Origin of the sequence: Streptomyces durocortorensis (assembly GCF_031760065.1) — a bacterium.
Taxonomy (GTDB): domain Bacteria; phylum Actinomycetota; class Actinomycetes; order Streptomycetales; family Streptomycetaceae; genus Streptomyces.
Genome location: NZ_CP134500.1, coordinates 1,341,201 through 1,357,328, shown reverse-complemented (window position 1 = coordinate 1,357,328; position 16,128 = coordinate 1,341,201). Strand labels below are relative to the sequence as shown.

At 70.0% G+C, this 16,128-nt stretch carries 17 protein-coding genes; 12 read left to right on the top strand and 5 right to left on the bottom strand.

The window, feature by feature from the left end; genetic code table 11:
- Positions 1-2: 2 nt before the first annotated feature.
- Entirely contained in the window at positions 3-1,121 is a 1,119-nt protein-coding gene (tal, locus tag RI138_RS05970; protein ID WP_311119048.1) for a transaldolase, read from the bottom strand.
- Positions 1,122-1,155: 34 nt separating this feature from the next.
- A complete protein-coding gene (tkt, locus tag RI138_RS05965; RefSeq protein WP_311119047.1) occupies positions 1,156-3,243 on the bottom strand; it encodes a transketolase in 2,088 nt (695 codons plus the stop codon).
- A 289-nt stretch (positions 3,244-3,532) separates the two neighbouring features.
- On the opposite strand from tkt, the gene RI138_RS05960 reads away from it, so the two are divergent.
- The 3 genes from RI138_RS05960 to RI138_RS05950 all read left to right on the top strand — a co-directional run bounded on the left by RI138_RS05960 (position 3,533) and on the right by RI138_RS05950 (position 6,183).
- A complete protein-coding gene (locus tag RI138_RS05960; protein ID WP_179500355.1) occupies positions 3,533-4,486 on the top strand; it encodes a heme o synthase in 954 nt (317 codons plus the stop codon).
- Positions 4,487-4,577: 91 nt separating this feature from the next.
- Complete coding sequence (locus RI138_RS05955) at positions 4,578-4,955, top strand: hypothetical protein (protein ID WP_096632843.1); 378 nt, start codon at positions 4,578-4,580, stop codon at positions 4,953-4,955.
- A 94-nt stretch (positions 4,956-5,049) separates the two neighbouring features.
- Positions 5,050-6,183 (top strand): amidohydrolase family protein, encoded by a 1,134-nt coding sequence (locus RI138_RS05950; protein ID WP_311119046.1) that lies wholly within the window; start codon positions 5,050-5,052, stop codon positions 6,181-6,183.
- 64 nt (positions 6,184-6,247) lie between these two features.
- On the opposite strand, the gene RI138_RS05945 is transcribed toward RI138_RS05950, so the two are convergent.
- The 3 genes from RI138_RS05945 to RI138_RS05935 form a co-directional block, all read right to left on the bottom strand.
- Positions 6,248-7,234: a COX15/CtaA family protein gene (locus RI138_RS05945; protein WP_311119045.1), complete on the bottom strand. Its 987-nt coding sequence runs from the start codon at positions 7,232-7,234 to the stop codon at positions 6,248-6,250.
- Positions 7,235-7,312: 78 nt separating this feature from the next.
- Positions 7,313-8,080 carry an ABC transporter permease gene (locus tag RI138_RS05940; RefSeq protein ID WP_096632676.1) on the bottom strand — a complete coding sequence of 256 codons (768 nt, stop codon included), beginning with the start codon at positions 8,078-8,080 and terminating at the stop codon, positions 7,313-7,315.
- Positions 8,077-9,003, bottom strand: a complete 927-nt coding sequence (locus RI138_RS05935) for an ABC transporter ATP-binding protein (protein WP_311119044.1) — start codon at positions 9,001-9,003, stop codon at positions 8,077-8,079. The genes RI138_RS05940 and RI138_RS05935 overlap by 4 nt, the downstream gene beginning before the upstream one ends.
- 136 nt (positions 9,004-9,139) lie before the next feature.
- On the opposite strand from RI138_RS05935, the gene RI138_RS05930 reads away from it, so the two are divergent.
- The 9 genes from RI138_RS05930 to RI138_RS05890 all read left to right on the top strand — a co-directional run bounded on the left by RI138_RS05930 (position 9,140) and on the right by RI138_RS05890 (position 16,126).
- Positions 9,140-9,883 (top strand): helix-turn-helix transcriptional regulator, encoded by a 744-nt coding sequence (locus RI138_RS05930; RefSeq protein WP_311119043.1) that lies wholly within the window; start codon positions 9,140-9,142, stop codon positions 9,881-9,883.
- On the top strand, positions 9,880-11,301 hold the full coding sequence (sufB, locus tag RI138_RS05925) for a Fe-S cluster assembly protein SufB (protein ID WP_010070354.1): 1,422 nt from the start codon (positions 9,880-9,882) through the stop codon (positions 11,299-11,301). Before RI138_RS05930 ends, sufB begins: the two co-directional genes overlap by 4 nt.
- A 67-nt stretch (positions 11,302-11,368) precedes the next feature.
- Positions 11,369-12,550 (top strand): Fe-S cluster assembly protein SufD, encoded by a 1,182-nt coding sequence (gene sufD / locus RI138_RS05920; protein WP_311119042.1) that lies wholly within the window; start codon positions 11,369-11,371, stop codon positions 12,548-12,550.
- Complete coding sequence (locus RI138_RS05915) at positions 12,550-12,867, top strand: bifunctional 3-phenylpropionate/cinnamic acid dioxygenase ferredoxin subunit (RefSeq protein WP_014156911.1); 318 nt, start codon at positions 12,550-12,552, stop codon at positions 12,865-12,867. The genes sufD and RI138_RS05915 overlap by 1 nt, the downstream gene beginning before the upstream one ends.
- Positions 12,868-12,874: 7 nt before the next feature.
- The gene (sufC, locus tag RI138_RS05910) at positions 12,875-13,639 is read left to right on the top strand and encodes a Fe-S cluster assembly ATPase SufC (protein ID WP_096632668.1); all 765 of its coding nucleotides are present in this window, start codon (positions 12,875-12,877) and stop codon (positions 13,637-13,639) included.
- Positions 13,636-14,904: a cysteine desulfurase gene (locus RI138_RS05905; RefSeq protein ID WP_096632666.1), complete on the top strand. Its 1,269-nt coding sequence runs from the start codon at positions 13,636-13,638 to the stop codon at positions 14,902-14,904. The genes sufC and RI138_RS05905 overlap by 4 nt, the downstream gene beginning before the upstream one ends.
- Positions 14,905-14,914: 10 nt before the next feature.
- Positions 14,915-15,370 carry a Fe-S cluster assembly sulfur transfer protein SufU gene (gene sufU / locus RI138_RS05900; protein ID WP_096632664.1) on the top strand — a complete coding sequence of 152 codons (456 nt, stop codon included), beginning with the start codon at positions 14,915-14,917 and terminating at the stop codon, positions 15,368-15,370.
- Positions 15,367-15,705 carry a metal-sulfur cluster assembly factor gene (locus tag RI138_RS05895; protein ID WP_003969897.1) on the top strand — a complete coding sequence of 113 codons (339 nt, stop codon included), beginning with the start codon at positions 15,367-15,369 and terminating at the stop codon, positions 15,703-15,705. Before sufU ends, RI138_RS05895 begins: the two co-directional genes overlap by 4 nt.
- A 55-nt stretch (positions 15,706-15,760) precedes the next feature.
- Positions 15,761-16,126, top strand: coding sequence for a VOC family protein (locus RI138_RS05890; RefSeq protein WP_311119041.1), 366 nt, complete (start codon positions 15,761-15,763; stop codon positions 16,124-16,126).
- Positions 16,127-16,128 lie beyond the last annotated feature (2 nt).

The window sequence follows — 16,128 nt, the reverse complement described above, 5'->3', positions numbered from 1 at the left end:
GGTCAGCCCTCCGAAGGGGCGAGGCGGTCGAGCTCTGCCTCGGTCGACTTGAGCAGGTCGTTCCAGGACGCCTCGAACTTCTCGACGCCCTCGTCCTCCAGCACCTGCACGACGTCGTCGTACGAGATGCCGAGCTTGCTGACCGCGTCGAGGTCGGCGCGGGCCTGGTCGTAGCCGCCGGTGACGGTGTCGCCGGTGATCCGACCGTGGTCGGCCACCGCGTCCAGGGTCGCCTCCGGCATGGTGTTGACCGTGTTGGGCGCGACCAGGTCGTCGACGTACAGCGTGTCCTTGTACGCCGGGTCCTTGACGCCGGTGGAGGCCCACAGCGGGCGCTGCTTGTTGGCCTGCGCCTTGTCGAGCGCGGCCCAGCGGTCGGAGGAGAAGACCTCCTCGTACGCCTCGTAGGCCAGCCGGGCGTTGGCCAGCGCGGACTTGCCCTTGGCCGCCTTCGCCTCGTCCGAGCCGATGGCGTCCAGCCGCTTGTCGATCTCGGTGTCCACGCGGGACACGAAGAACGAGGCGACCGAGTGGATCTTGGAAAGGTCCAGGCCCGCGGCCTTGGCCTTCTCCAGGCCCGCCAGGTAGGCGTCCATGACCGCGCGGTAGCGCTCCAGCGAGAAGATCAGCGTCACGTTCACGCTGATTCCCCGGCCGATGACCTCGGTGATGGCCGGCAGACCGGCCTTCGTCGCCGGGATCTTGATCAGGGTGTTCGGCCGGTCCACCAGCCAGGCCAGCTGCTTGGCCTCGGCGACGGTGGCCGTGGTGTTGTGCGCCAGGCGCGGGTCCACCTCGATGGAGACCCGGCCGTCCTGGCCGTCCGTCGCGTCGAAGACCGGGCGCAGGATGTCGGCGGCGTCGCGGACGTCCGCCGTCGTGATCATACGGAGGGCTTCCTCGACGGTGACCTTGCGGGCCGCGAGGTCGGTGAGCTGCTGCTCGTAACCGTCGCCCGACGAGATCGCCTTCTGGAAGATCGACGGGTTGGTGGTGACGCCGACGACATGGCTCTGGTCGATCAGCTCGGCCAGATTGCCGGAGGTGATCCGCTTGCGCGACAGGTCGTCGAGCCAGATCGCCACGCCCTCGTCGGAGAGGCGCTTGAGTGCGTCTGTCATGAGTTGCATCTCCTACTAGTCGTATACAACGGCGTCAGCGTGTGGCGGCGGCGAGAGATTCCCGCGCGGCGGCGGCCACGTTCTCGGGCGTGAAGCCGAACTCGCGGAAGAGCACCTTCGCGTCGGCCGAGGCCCCGAAGTGCTCCAGCGAGATGATCCGACCGGCGTCACCGACGTAGCGGTACCAGGTCAGGCCGATGCCCGCCTCGACGGCGACGCGCGCCTTCACCGACGGCGGCAGCACGCTGTCCTTGTACGCCTGGTCCTGCTCCTCGAACCACTCGACCGACGGCATCGAGACCACCCGGGTCGGCACCCCGGCCGCCTGGAGCTGCTCGCGCGCCTCGACGGCGACGTGGACCTCGGAACCGGTGGCGATGAGCAGTACCTGCGGCTTGCCGCCCTCGGCCTCGAACAGGACGTAACCGCCCTTGGCCGCGTCCTCGTTGGCCTCGTACGTCGGCACGCCCTGCCGGGTCAGCGCCAGACCGTGCGGAGCGCCCTTGCCGAAGACCTTGGTGTAGCGGCGCAGGATCTCGCGCCAGGCGATGGCGGTCTCGTTCGCGTCGGCCGGGCGCACGATGTTCAGGCCCGGGATGGCGCGCAGCGCGGCCAGGTGCTCGACCGGCTGGTGCGTCGGGCCGTCCTCGCCGAGACCGATCGAGTCGTGCGTCCACACGTAGGTCACCGGCAGGTGCATCAGCGCGGAGAGCCGCACCGCGTTGCGCATGTAGTCGGAGAACACCAGGAAGGTGCCGCCGTAGATGCGGGTGTTGCCGTGCAGGGCGATGCCGTTCATGGCGGCGGCCATGGCGTGCTCGCGGATGCCGAAGTGGATCGTCCGGCCGTACGGGTCGGCCTCCGGCAGCGGGTTGCCGGCCGGGAGGAACGACGACGTCTTGTCGATCGTGGTGTTGTTCGAGCCCGCGAGGTCGGCGGAGCCGCCCCACAGCTCGGGCACGACCTCGCCCAGCGCCTGGAGCACCTTGCCGGAGGCGGCACGGGTGGCCAGGCCCTTGCCGGGCTCGAAGAAGGGGAGCTTCTCCTCCCAGCCCTCGGGCAGCTCGCCCGCGGAGATCCGGTCGAAGGCGGCGGCGCGCTCCGGGTTGGCGGTGCGCCACGCGGCGAACGCCTTGTCCCACTCGGCACGGGCCTCGCGGCCGCGGTCCAGGGCCTGGCGGGTGTGGCCGATGACCTCGTCGGAGACCTCGAAGGTCTGCTCCGGGTCGAAGCCGAGGACCCGCTTGGTCGCCGCGATCTCGTCGTCGCCGAGCGCCGAGCCGTGCGCGGCCTCGGTGTTCTGGGCGTTCGGGGCGGGCCAGGCGATGATCGAGCGGGCCGCGATGAACGAGGGGCGCTCGGTCTCGGCCTTGGCCGCCTGGAGCGCCGCGTACAGACCCGCCGGGTCCAGGTCGCCGCTGGGCAGCTGGTCGACACGCTGGACGTGCCAGCCGTACGCCTCGTACCGCTTGAGGGTGTCCTCGGAGACCGCGGTCTCCGTGTCGCCCTCGATGGAGATGTGGTTGTCGTCCCAGAGCAGGACCAGGTTGCCCAGCTTCTGGTGCCCGGCCAGCGAGGAGGCCTCGGCCGAGATGCCCTCCTGGAGGCAGCCGTCACCCGCGACGACCCACACCATGTGGTCGAACGGGGAGGTGCCGGGAGCCGCTTCCGGGTCGAAGAGGCCGCGCTCGTAGCGGGCGGCCATCGCCATGCCCACGGCGTTGGCGACACCCTGGCCCAGCGGCCCGGTAGTCGTCTCCACGCCGACGGTGTGGCCGTACTCCGGGTGGCCCGGCGTCTTGGAGCCCCAGGTGCGGAAGGCCTTGAGGTCATCGAGCTCCAGGCCGTAACCGGCCAGGTAGAGCTGGATGTAGAGGGTCAGGCTGGAGTGGCCCGCGGAGAGGACGAACCGGTCGCGACCGGTCCAGTCGGCGTCCGCCGGGTCGTGCCTCATCACCTTCTGGAAGAGGGTGTACGCGGCAGGAGCCAGGCTCATCGCCGTGCCCGGGTGGCCGTTTCCGACTTTCTGTACGGCGTCCGCGGCGAGGACGCGGACGGTGTCCACGGCCCGCTGGTCCAAATCGGTCCACTGGAGGTCTGTGGTGGTCGGCTTGATGCTCACCCTGAGTCAGGGCTCCTCTCCACTGTCGTAAACCGGTGACTGTTACCGCACCGGGCGCTGTCGAGCCTACCCCCGCCGCGGGGGACACCTTCCGAGCACTTTCCAGGGTGCGGGCGAGCCGGTCGGTTCGCCTCCCGGCGGAAAGCGCCCCCCCCGGGTACACAGTCACCCCCAACACGACCCCACCCCCGCGAAGGACGGCGTATCCCCAACGTCTACAGTGGTCGGGTTCGCGCAAGTCTTCACCGGGCCTCCACGCCCGGAGCTTGCTGGGATTTCTCTGTCAGGGGTGTGCGTGACGGCCGTCGAGTCCCGACCCGCAGGGGTCGCCTTGACTCCCAGCCCAGGGGGCCATCGCCCGTTCGGGGCCCGCGTCAAGGCATTCGTGGCGCTTACCAAGCCACGAATCATCGAGCTGTTGCTCATCACCACCGTTCCGGTGATGTTCCTCGCTGCCCAGGGTGTACCCGACCTGTGGCTCGTTCTCACCACCACCGTCGGGGGCTATCTCTCCGCCGGCGGTGCCAACGCGCTCAACATGTACATCGACCGCGACATCGACGCGCTGATGGACCGCACCTCGCAGCGCCCGCTGGTCACCGGGATGGTCAGCCCGCGTGAGTGCCTGGTGTTCGGCATCTCCCTCGGGGTGGTCTCCACCCTCTGGTTCGGGCTGCTCGTCAACTGGCTCTCCGCAGCCCTCGCGCTCGGCGCGCTCCTCTTCTACGTCGTCGTCTACACGATGCTGCTGAAGCGCCGCACCTCGCAGAACATCATCTGGGGCGGGATCGCGGGCTGCCTGCCGGTGCTCATCGGCTGGTCCTCCGTGACGAACTCCCTCTCCTGGGCCGCCGTCATCCTCTTCGCCGTCATCTTCTTCTGGACGCCGCCGCATTACTGGCCGCTGTCGATGAAGGTCAAGGAGGACTACGCCCGGGTCGGCGTCCCGATGCTCCCGGTCATCGCCTCCAACCGGGTGGTCGCCCGGCAGATCGTCATCTACAGCTGGGTGATGGTCGGAGTCTCCCTCCTGCTCACCCCGCTGGGCTACACCGGCTGGTTCTACACAGCGGTGGCCCTGCTGGCGGGCGGTTTCTGGCTCTGGGAGGCCCACGGCCTGCAGAACCGGGCCAGGGCCGGGGTGACCGGCGGCAAGCTCAAGGAGATGCGGCTGTTCCACTGGTCCATCACCTACGTCTCCCTCCTCTTCCTCGCCGTCGCGGTGGACCCCTTCCTCCGCTGAGCACTCTCAAGGGCCGACGGGCGGGTCACGTGGCACAAGCCACGTGACCCGCCCGTCGCCAGTTGATCTACTCGTCGGTAGCATCCTGTCCATGGCAGAGAAGGCAGCAGAAGCGGCAGACACCGAGCAGACCTCGCGCACCGACGCCAGGAAGGCGGCGCGCGCGGAGCGCAGGGCGGCGAAGCTCGCCCGCGAGATCGGCTCCTTCGCCAAGGAGCACGGCGGCGCCGAGGGGCAGCTCGCCTACATCGGCCAGGCGGGCGCCCGTATCGTCCTGGTCGGCGAGGACGGCGCCTGGGGCGACCTCGTCGCACCGACCTACGCCGTCGCCGAGAGCGCGGCGAAGAAGTCCGGCATCACGCTTCACGAGGAGTTCGACGGCGAGTTCGCACTCAAGGTCCGCACCGGCCCGTACGAGTGGTCCCGGATGGCCGGGATGCAGATCGGCGGCCCCTCCAACGACCGCTGAGCGGCACGGGCGCTTTCCCCGCCTCCCGGGCAACACCTGACCCGGGGTTCACCCGTTAGGCCGTGCATACGCACGCCGTCCCAGGGAGCCCCGGATGACCGACACCGTGCCCGTGGCCGACCTGGTCGACCAGAACTGCCACGGCATCCTCCGTACGGAGCTGGGCCTCGGCACCTTCGAGGCCCGGCTCACCGCCGCCCCGGCCCCGGCCGCCCCCGGCACCACCTTCTTCGACACCCAGACCGGCTTCGCCGTGCGCCGCTGGTGCCCGCCCCTGCTGGGCCTCGAAGCGCACTGCCCGCCCGCCCGCTATCTGGCCCGCCGCCGGGAGCTGGGCGTCGCGGAGACCTCCCGCCGGCTGCTGCGCGCCACCGGCGTCACCGCCCACCTCGTCGACACCGGTCTCCCCGGCGACCTCACGGGCCCGGCCGAGATGGCATCGGCGGCCGGGTCCGAGGCCCGCGAGATCGTCCGCCTGGAAGTCCTCGCCGAGCAGGTCGCCGACACCTCCGGGACCGTCGACACCTTCCTGGTCAACCTCGGCGAGGCCGTGCACACCGCCGCCTCCTCGGCTGTCGCGTTCAGCTCCGTCACCCGTGCCCCGGACGCCCGCGCAGCCGCGCCCGAGCCGCCGGGGCCGGTCCGGGTGCGGGCGGCGGCCGGGCGCTGGCTCGCCCGGCGGGACGCGGAGCGCCGGGCCGCCCGCCGGGGCGCGGTGCTGCGGGGCGGCGGCCGCGGGGCGTCCGCCGAGCCGGAGCTGCTGGACCATCTGCGGTGGAGCGCGGTCGCCTGCGGGCTGCCGCTGCAACTGCGCCTGGGCGCCGGGGACCCGGCGTGCCTCGCGGACTTCGCCGCCGCGACCGAGGGCCACGGCTGCGACCTGGTCCTGCTGCACGGGTACCCGTACCACCGGCAGGCCGCCGCGCTGGCGGGCCGGTACCCGCACGTCTACGCCGACCTGGGGACCGTGCCGGCGCGGACCGGGGCGCGGGCCGCGGGCGTGCTGGCGGAGATCCTGGAGCTCGCGCCGTTCGGCAAGCTGCTGTTCTCCAGCGGGGCCCGGGGGCTGCCGGAGCTGCACCTGGTGGGCGCGCGGCAGTTCCGCGAGGCGCTGGGCCGGGTGCTGGGGGACTGGGTGGCGGACGGCGCGTGGACCCGGGGCGACGCGGCCCGGGTCGCCGCGATGATCGGGTCGGGAAACGCGCGCCGGGTGTACGGGCTGGGGTGAGGAGCCGTCATACGGGAGGGGCGACGGGCACCCAGCCCGTCGCCCCCTCCGGTAGAGAGCTCTCTCAGACGGCTGTGGCCGTCGCCGTCTCCGGTCGCCCGGCGGACGGGCCGGGCAGCGGGGCGGGTGCCTCGTCGTCGCGCTCGCGCATGCTCATCACGAGGCGGATCACGGCGATCCACATGATGGCCGAGCCGAACATGTGGATGCCCACCAGGATCTCGGGGACCTCGGTGAAGTACTGGACGTACCCGATCGCGCCCTGGGCGAGCAGCACGACCAGCAGATCGCGGGCGCGGGCCCGGGTGTCGGCGGGCGCGTCCACCACCCGCAGGGCCAGCCACATGGCGATGGCCAGGGCGCAGACCACCCAGGCGGCGATGGCGTGCACATGGGCGGCCGCCGACCAGTCCCACGGCATGCGCGGCACGTCGCTGCTGTCGCCCGCGTGCTTGCCGGAACCGGTCACCGTGGTGCCGAGCACGATCAGGACCACCGTGGTCGCCACGATCGCCCAGGCCAGCCGTCGCACCGGCAGGGGCGCGCGCGGGCGCGGCGGTCCGTCGCCCTCGCCGACCCGCACCCAGGTGATCACCGTGACCGCGAGGAGGGCGTTGGCGAGCAGGAAGTGCCCGGCCACCGTCCACGGGTTGAGGCCCGCCCAGACCGTGATCCCGCCGAGGACCGCGTTCCCCAGCACGATCCAGAACTGCGACCAGGCCAGCCGGGTCAGCTTGCGGCGGCGCGGCTTGAGGCAGCTGACCGCGATGATCGCCCAGCCGACGGCCGCCGACAGGACGTAGGTCAGCATCCGGTTGCCGAACTCGATCGCGCCGTGCAGACCCTGTTCGGGCGTCGCGAACAGACTGTCGTCGGTGCACTTGGGCCAGGTGTCGCAGCCGAGCCCCGAACCGGTCAGCCGGACCGCTCCGCCCGTGACGATGATGAAGACGCTCATCATGACGGCGGAGAGCGCTGCGCGCTTCACCACCCGGGTGGACGGCGTCCAGCGCTTGGCGATGAGGGAGATGGGGGTTTCCACGCGGACCATCGTAGGACGGGGCTTGTGCATGATTTCACGAGGGGTGGGTTCGTACCCGCTTGCCCGTGAAGGTCCCCGCTGCCGGCCCTACTCCCAGCGGAAGAACCTGGCCGCCGCGCCCAGCCCCAGCACCGCCCAGACCGCGAGGATTCCGGCCTGGGCCCACGGCATCGACGCGCCGTGCTGGAGGACGTCCCGCAGCCCCTCGGAGAGCGCCGAGATGGGGAGCAGCCCCAGCACCGACTGCACCGCGTCCGGGAACTTGTCCAGCGGCACGATCACCCCGCCGCCGACCAGCAGCAGCAGGAACACCAGGTTGGCGGCGGCGAGCGTCGCCTCGGCCTTCAGCGTTCCGGCCATCAGCAGCCCGAGCCCGGAGAACGCGGCGGTCCCCAGGACGAGGAGCAGCAGGACGGACAGCGGGTCGCCCGAGGGCGACCAGCCCAGCGCGAAGGCGATGGCCGTCAGCAGCACGATCTGGAGCACCTCGGTGACCAGCACCGACAGGGTCTTCGCGGTCATCAGCGCCCAGCGTGGCAGCGGCGAGGCCCCGAGCCGCTTGAGGACCCCGTAACGGCGCTCGAAGCCGGTGGCGATGGCCTGGCCGGTGAAGGCGGTGGACATCACGGCGAGAGCGAGGACGCCCGGGGCCAGGAAGTCGACCGAAGCGCCCGAGCCGGTGTCCACGATGTCGACCGCGCTGAACAGCACGAGGAGCAGCGTCGGGATGATCACCGTCAGCAGCAGCTGCTCGCCGTTACGCAGCAGCATCCGGGTCTCCAGCGCCGTCTGCGCGGCGATCATCCGGGGGAGCGGGGCGGCGCCGGGGCGCGGGGTGTACGTACCGGCGCTCATGCGCGCAGCTCCTTGCCGGTCAGTTCGAGGAAGACGTCCTCCAGGGTGTGCCGCTCGACGGAGATGCCCTCGGGCATCACGCCGTGCTGGGCGCACCAGGAGGTCACGGTGGCCAGCAGCTGCGGGTCGATGCTCCCGGTGATGCGGTACGTCCCCGGCAGCGGCTCGGCCGCCCCGGAGCCGTCGGGGAGCGCCTTGACCAGCGAGCCGAGGTCGAGCCCGGGGCGGCCGGTGAAGCGCAGGGTGTTCTCCGCGCCGCCCCGGCAGAGCTGCTCGGGGCTGCCCTGGGCGATGACCCGGCCCGCGTCGATGATCGCGACGTCGTCGGCGAGGGCTTCGGCCTCGTCCATGAAGTGGGTGGTGAGCACCACGGAGACCCCGTCGGCGCGCAGCTCGCGCACCAGGTCCCAGGTGGAGCGGCGGGCCTGCGGGTCCAGGCCCGCCGTCGGCTCGTCCAGGAATACCAGCTCGGGCCGGCCGACGACCGCCATGGCCAGGGCGAGCCGCTGCTGCTGGCCGCCGGAGAGCCGCCGGTAGGTGGTGCGGCCGCAGGAGCCGAGGCCGAGGCGCTCGATCAGGGCGTCCACGTCGAGGGGGTGGGCGTGCAGCTTCGCCATGTGGCGGAGCATCTCCTCGGCCCGGGCGCCGGAGTAGATCCCGCCGGACTGGAGCATCACCCCGATCCGGGGGCGCAGCCGCTCCGCCTCGGCGACCGGGTCGAGCCCGAGGACCCGTACGGTGCCGGCGTCGGGGCGGCGGTAGCCCTCGCAGGTCTCGATCGTGGTGGTCTTCCCGGCGCCGTTCGGGCCGAGCACGGCGGTCACCGCGGCGGCCGGGACCGCCAGATCGAGGCCGTCCACCGCGGTCTTCGTGCCGTACCGCTTCACCAGGCCGCTGACCTGTACGACGGGCTCGTTCTCCATGGCAAGGAAGTCTAGGCAGGGCCCGGCGGGGACCCCGCCCCGGGGCCAGATTAGGTAACCCTAAGTGACGAACCACACCGTAGATCGTTTCGGACCGTGGTTGTCAGGGTCGAACGAATTACGCAACAATGGTGTTGTGAAATACGACGGACGGGCTCCCCAGGAGGAACTCGCGACCGGAGAGCGCTCGACGCGCAACCGGGTCGCGCGCTCCATCCTGGACCACGGCCCGTCCACCGTCGCCGATCTCGCCAAGCGCGTAGGCCTCACCCAGGCCGCCGTCCGCCGCCACCTGGACGCCCTCGTCTCCGACGATGTCGTCGAAGCCCGTGAACAGCGGGTCTACGGAGCACGGACCCGCGGCAGGCCCGCCAAGGTGTTCGCCCTGACGGACTGCGGCCGGGACGCCTTCGACCAGTCCTACGACAAGCTGGCCGCCGACGCCCTGCGCTTCATCGCCGAGTCCGGGGGTGAAGACGCGGTCATCGCCTTCGCCCGTGCCCGGATGGCCGCGACGGGCGAGGCGTACCGCGCCGCGGTCGAGGCGGCGGAGCCCGAGCGCCGTACGGAGGCGCTGGCCAGGGCCCTGACGGCCGACGGGTACGCTGCTACGGCGCGAAGCGCGCCCGGCCACCAGCAGGGCGAGCAGCTGTGCCAGCACCACTGCCCGGTGGCGCATGTCGCCGAGCAGTTCCCGCAGCTGTGCGAGGCGGAGACGGAGTTCTTCTCCAGCCTCCTCGGGACCCATGTGCAGCGTCTGGCCACCCTCGCCCACGGCGACGGCGTGTGCACGACATACGTGCCGCGCAGTGGCCACGCAGCACCCCCCAAGACCACCCATTCAGCATCTGCAAGCACGGCCGGGAGGAACCCCGCATGACGCTCCCCACGGAGACTGCCCACCCTGAGCTCGAGGGTCTGGGCACGTACGAATTCGGCTGGGCCGACTCCGACGCGGCAGGCGCGGCGGCGAAGCGCGGTCTGTCCGAGGCTGTCGTCCGCGACATCTCGGAGAAGAAGAACGAGCCCGAGTGGATGCTGAAGCTGCGGCTCAAGGGCCTCAGGCTCTTCGACAAGAAGCCGATGCCCAGCTGGGGCTCGGACCTGTCGGGCATCGACTTCGACAACATCAAGTACTTCGTGCGGTCCACGGAGAAGCAGGCGGCCTCCTGGGAGGACCTGCCCGAGGACATCAAGAACACCTACGACAAGCTCGGCATCCCCGAGGCGGAGAAGCAGCGCCTCGTCGCCGGTGTCGCCGCGCAGTACGAGTCCGAGGTCGTCTACCACCAGATCCGCGAGGACCTGGAGGAGCAGGGCGTCATCTTCCTGGACACCGACACCGCGCTGAAGGAGCACCCGGAGCTCTTCAAGGAGTACTTCGGCACCGTCATCCCGGTCGGCGACAACAAGTTCGCCTCGCTGAACACGGCCGTGTGGTCCGGCGGATCGTTCATCTACGTCCCCAAGGGCGTCCACGTGGACATCCCGCTCCAGGCCTACTTCCGTATCAACACGGAGAACATGGGCCAGTTCGAGCGGACGCTGATCATCGTCGACGAGGACGCCTACGTCCACTACGTCGAGGGCTGCACCGCCCCGATCTACTCCTCGGACTCGCTGCACAGCGCCGTGGTCGAGATCATCGTGAAGAAGGGCGGCCGCTGCCGCTACACGACCATCCAGAACTGGTCGAACAACGTCTACAACCTGGTGACCAAGCGGGCCGTGGCCTACGAGGGCGCGACCATGGAGTGGGTCGACGGCAACATCGGCTCCAAGGTCACCATGAAGTACCCCGCCGTCTACCTGATGGGCGAGCACGCCAAGGGCGAGACCCTGTCCATCGCCTTCGCGGGCGAGGGCCAGCACCAGGACGCCGGCGCCAAGATGGTCCACATGGCCCCGAACACCTCCTCCAACATCGTCTCCAAGTCGGTGGCGCGAGGCGGCGGCCGTACGTCCTACCGCGGTCTGATCGAGATCGGGGAGGGCGCGCCGGGCGCGAAGTCCAACGTCCTCTGCGACGCTCTGCTGGTCGACACGATCTCGCGTTCCGACACCTACCCCTACGTCGACGTCCGCGAGGACGACGTGTCGATGGGCCACGAGGCGACCGTCTCCAAGGTCTCCGAGGACCAGCTCTTCTACCTCATGAGCCGCGGACTCACGGAGTTCGAGGCCATGGCGATGATCGTGCGCGGCTTCGTCGAGCCGATCGCGAAGGAGCTGCCCATGGAGTACGCCCTGGAGCTGAACCGGCTGATCGAGCTGCAGATGGAGGGTTCGGTCGGCTAGGTCCCGTTCGGACCGGCCCCCACCGAACCACCCCTTCTTGACTGAGAAAGCGAGCACTACGACAGCCATGGCTGAGGCTCAGAACATCCCGGCGGGCTCCACCACCGCCGGTTCCATCGCGGTCGCCGCCGAGTCGACCGTCGCCACCCGTATGAGCGCACCCCCGTCCTTCGACGTCGCGGACTTCCCCGTCCCGCATGGCCGCGAGGAGGAGTGGCGCTTCACCCCGCTGGAGCGGCTGCGCGGGCTGCACGACGGCACCGCCGTCGCGAACGGCGGCGGCGTGAAGGTCGCGATCGAGGCCCCCGAGGGCGTCACCGTCGAGACCGTCGGCCGCGACGACTCCCGGCTCGGCAAGGCCGGTACGCCGGTCGACCGGGTCGCCGCCCAGGCGTACAGCTCCTTCGAGCAGGCCTCGGTCGTCACGGTCGCCAAGGAAGCCGTGCTCACCGAGCCGATCCGGATCGCCGTGCACGGCGAGGGCGGCGTCGCCTACGGCCACCAGGTCATCGAGCTGGGCGCCTTCGCCGAGGCCGTCGTCGTCATCGACCACACCGGTGACGCGGTGCTCGCCGCCAACGTCGACTACGTACTGGGCGACGGCGCGAAGCTGACCGTCGTCTCCGTCCAGGACTGGGACGACACCGCCGTCCACGTCGGCCAGCACAACGCGCTGGTCGGCCGGGACGCCTCCTTCAAGTCGATCGTCGTCACCTTCGGCGGCGACGTGGTCCGGCTGCACCCCCGGGTCGCCTACGCGGCCACCGGCGGCGAAGCGGAGCTCTTCGGTCTGTACTTCACCGACAAGGGCCAGCACCAGGAGCACCGCCTCCTGGTCGACCACAACACCCCGCACTGCAAGTCCAACGCGGTGTACAAGGGCGCCCTCCAGGGCGACGGCGCGCACGCCGTCTGGATCGGCGACGTCCTCATCCAGGCCGCGGCCGAGGGCACCGACACCTACGAGATGAACCGGAACCTCGTCCTCACCGACGGCGCCCGGGTCGACTCCGTGCCCAACCTGGAGATCGAGACCGGCGAGATCGTCGGCGCCGGACATGCCTCGGCGACCGGCCGCTTCGACGACGAGCAGCTCTTCTACCTCCAGTCCCGCGGTATCCCGGCCGAGGAGGCCCGCCGCTTGGTCGTGCGCGGCTTCTTCGCCGAGCTGGTCCAGCAGATCGGCCTGCCGGACGTGGAAGCGCGTCTGCTCGACAAGATCGAGACCGAGCTGAAGGCGTCCGTCTGATGGCCTTCGTCAAAGCCTGTGCGCTGAGTGAGCTGGAGGACGACACCCCCAAGCGGGTGGAGCTCGACGGCACACCGGTCTCCGTCGTCCGCACCGAGGGCGAGGTGTTCGCGATCAACGACATCTGCTCGCACGCGAACGTCTCCCTCTCGGAGGGCGAGGTGGAGGACTGCGCGATCGAGTGCTGGCTGCACGGATCGTCGTTCGACCTCCGCACCGGCAAGCCGTCCGGCCTTCCCGCGACGCGCCCCGTCCCCGTATACCCCGTAAAGATCGAAGGGGACGATGTGCTCGTCTCCGTCACCCAGGAGTCCTGAGTCACCCATGGCAACGCTTGAAATCCGCGACCTGCACGTCACCGTCGAGGCCGACAACGCCACGAAGGAGATCCTCAAGGGCGTCGACCTGACCGTGAAGCAGGGCGAGACCCACGCCATCATGGGCCCCAACGGGTCCGGCAAGTCCACCCTCGCGTACTCGCTGGCGGGTCACCCCAAGTACACGATCACCAGCGGCTCGGTCACCCTGGACGGCGAGGACGTCCTGGAGATGTCCGTCGACGAGCGGGCCCGCGCCGGCCTGTTCCTCGCCATGCAGTACCCGGTCGAGATCCCCGGTGTCTCGGTCTCCAACTTCCTGCGCACCTCCGCCACCGCCGTCCGCGGCGAGGCCCCCAAGCTCCGTACGTGGGTCAAGGAGGTCAAGGAGACGATGGCCGGGCTCCAGATGGACCCGTCCTTCGCCGAGCGCAACGTCAACGAGGGCTTCTCCGGCGGTGAGAAGAAGCGCCACGAGATCCTTCAGCTGGAGCTCCTCAAGCCGAAGATCGCCGTCCTGGACGAGACCGACTCCGGCCTCGACGTCGACGCGCTCAAGACCGTCTCCGAGGGCGTCAACCGCGTCCGGGCGACCGGTGAGGTCGGCACCCTGCTGATCACCCACTACACCCGCATCCTGAAGTACATCCAGCCCGACTTCGTGCACGTCTTCGCGGGCGGCCGGATCGCGGCCTCCGGCGGCGCCGAGCTCGCCGACCAGCTGGAGAACGAGGGCTACGAGGCATACACGAAGGGTGGCGCTTCCGCGTGACTGACGCCCGACAGGGGCTCACCGGCCTCCTCGACACCGAGGCGATCCGCAAGGACTTCCCGCTCCTGGACCGCACGGTCCACGACGGCAAGAAGATCGTTTACCTGGACTCCGCGGCGACCTCGCAGAAGCCGCGCCAGGTCCTCGACGCGCTCAACACGTACTACGAGCGCCACAACGCGAACGTGCACCGCGGCGTCTACACGATCGCCGAGGAGGCCACCGCGCTGTACGAGGGCGCCCGCGACAAGGTCGCAGCCTTCATCAACGCACCCAGCCGTGACGAGGTGATCTTCACGAAGAACGCCTCCGAGTCGCTGAACCTCGTGGCGAACATGCTCGGCTGGGCGGATGAGCCCTATCGGGTGGACCGCGACACCGAGATCGTCACTACGGAGATGGAGCACCACTCCAACATCGTGCCGTGGCAGCTGCTCGCTCAGCGCACCGGCGCGAAGCTGAAGTGGTTCGGCATCACCGACGAGGGCCGCCTCGACCTGTCCAACATCGACGAGATCATCACCGAGAAGACGAAGATCGTCTCCTTCACGCTGGTCTCCAACATCCTGGGCACGGTCAACCCGGTCGAGCAGATCATCCGCCGCGCCCAGCAGGTCGGCGCGCTGGTCTGCATCGACGCCTCGCAGGCGGCCCCGCACATGGTGCTCGACGTGCAGGCCCTCCAGGCCGACTTCGTGGCCTTCACCGGCCACAAGATGGTCGGCCCGACGGGCATCGGCGTGCTGTGGGGACGGCAGGAGCTCCTGGAGGACCTGCCTCCGTTCCTCGGCGGCGGCGAGATGATCGAGACCGTGTCGATGCACTCGTCGACGTATGCTCCGGCGCCGCACAAGTTCGAGGCCGGTACGCCCCCGATCGCCCAGGCCGTCGGCCTCGGTGCGGCCGTGGACTACCTCTCGGCGATCGGCATGGAGAAGATCTACCAGCATGAGAAGGCGATCACCGAGTACGCGGTGAAGCGCCTCCTGGAGGTCCCGGACCTGCGGATCATCGGTCCGGCGACGGCCGAGGACCGCGGGGCGACGATCTCCTTCACGCTCGGCGACATCCACCCGCACGACGTGGGCCAGGTCCTCGACGAGCTGGGCATCGCCGTCCGGGTCGGCCACCACTGCGCGCGGCCGGTCTGCCTGCGGTACGGAATTCCCGCGACGACACGAGCGTCGTTCTATCTGTACTCCACGCCCGCCGAGGTCGACGCCCTGGTGGACGGTCTGGAGCACGTCCGGAACTTCTTCGGCTGAGGGCTGACTGGTGAAGCTTGATTCCATGTACCAGGAAGTGATCCTGGACCACTACAAGCACCCCCACGGGCGTGGCCTGCGGGACGGCGACGCCGAGGTGCACCACGTCAACCCGACGTGCGGTGACGAGATCACGCTCCGGGTGAAGTACGACGGCGAGACCATCGCCGACGTGAGCTACGAGGGCCAGGGCTGCTCCATCAGCCAGGCCAGCGCCTCCGTGCTGAACGAGCTGCTCGTCGGCAAGGAGCTGTCCCAGGCGCAGAAGATCCAGGACACCTTCCTGGAGCTGATGCAGTCCAAGGGCCAGCTGGAGCCGGACGACGCGATGGAGGAGGTGCTGGAGGACGCGGTCGCGTTCGCCGGCGTCTCCAAGTACCCCGCCCGGGTCAAGTGCGCGCTGCTGAGCTGGATGGCGTGGAAGGACGCGACGGCCAAGGCGCTGTCCGAAGGGAAGACCGCATGAGCGACAACGAGACCGCGACCATGAAGCCGGCCTCCGAGGAGGAGGTCCGCGAGGCGCTGTACGACGTCGTCGACCCCGAGCTGGGCATCGACGTCGTCAACCTGGGCCTGATCTACGGCATCCACGTCGACGACGCCAACATCGCCACCCTCGACATGACCCTGACGTCCGCGGCCTGCCCGCTGACCGATGTCATCGAGGACCAGGCGAAGTCCGCCACCGACGGCATCGTCAACGAGCTGCGGATCAACTGGGTCTGGATGCCGCCGTGGGGCCCGGACAAGATCACCGACGACGGACGCGAGCAGCTCCGCGCGCTGGGGTTCAACGTCTGACGCGTCCCCGGACAGCAGTGGTGAACGGCCATACCCGCCAGGCATACTGGCGGGTATGGCCGTTCGCTTGTACCACCTCGCCGTCGATGCCCACGATCTGCCGCTCATGGCCCGTTTCTGGAGCGCGGTGCTGGACTGGAAGGTGCTCTTCGAGGACGAGGAGGAGATCGTCATCGGCGCGGACGAGACCGCGTTCCCGGGGATGTGCTTCCTGCCCGTGCCGGAGGGGAAGACGGTCAAGAACCGGCTGCATATCGATCTGACTCCGGACGACCGGGACGCCGAGGTCGAGCGGATCATCGCGCTCGGCGCCCGGCGGGTGGACGTCGGCCAGGGGCCGGACAGCACCTGGGTGGTGCTGGCCGACCCGGAGGGCAACGAGTTCTGTGTGCTGCGCCCGAAGCGGACGCTGACCGACTGAGG

Excerpts from the sequence above, each read along its gene's own strand:
- sufB (WP_010070354.1), top strand. The coding sequence starts at position 9,880 with ATGACGCTCCCCACGGAGACTGCCCACCCTGAGCTCGAGGGTCTGGGC.
- RI138_RS05895 (WP_003969897.1), top strand. The coding sequence starts at position 15,367 with ATGAGCGACAACGAGACCGCGACCATGAAGCCGGCCTCCGAGGAGGAG.
- RI138_RS05890 (WP_311119041.1), top strand. The coding sequence starts at position 15,761 with ATGGCCGTTCGCTTGTACCACCTCGCCGTCGATGCCCACGATCTGCCG.
- RI138_RS05950 (WP_311119046.1), top strand. The coding sequence starts at position 5,050 with ATGACCGACACCGTGCCCGTGGCCGACCTGGTCGACCAGAACTGCCAC.
- sufC (WP_096632668.1), top strand. The coding sequence starts at position 12,875 with ATGGCAACGCTTGAAATCCGCGACCTGCACGTCACCGTCGAGGCCGAC.
- sufD (WP_311119042.1), top strand. The coding sequence starts at position 11,369 with ATGGCTGAGGCTCAGAACATCCCGGCGGGCTCCACCACCGCCGGTTCC.
- RI138_RS05915 (WP_014156911.1), top strand. The coding sequence starts at position 12,550 with ATGGCCTTCGTCAAAGCCTGTGCGCTGAGTGAGCTGGAGGACGACACC.
- tal (WP_311119048.1), bottom strand. The coding sequence starts at position 1,121 with ATGACAGACGCACTCAAGCGCCTCTCCGACGAGGGCGTGGCGATCTGG.
- RI138_RS05940 (WP_096632676.1), bottom strand. The coding sequence starts at position 8,080 with ATGAGCGCCGGTACGTACACCCCGCGCCCCGGCGCCGCCCCGCTCCCC.
- RI138_RS05935 (WP_311119044.1), bottom strand. The coding sequence starts at position 9,003 with ATGGAGAACGAGCCCGTCGTACAGGTCAGCGGCCTGGTGAAGCGGTAC.
- RI138_RS05945 (WP_311119045.1), bottom strand. The coding sequence starts at position 7,234 with ATGGTCCGCGTGGAAACCCCCATCTCCCTCATCGCCAAGCGCTGGACG.
- RI138_RS05955 (WP_096632843.1), top strand. The coding sequence starts at position 4,578 with ATGGCAGAGAAGGCAGCAGAAGCGGCAGACACCGAGCAGACCTCGCGC.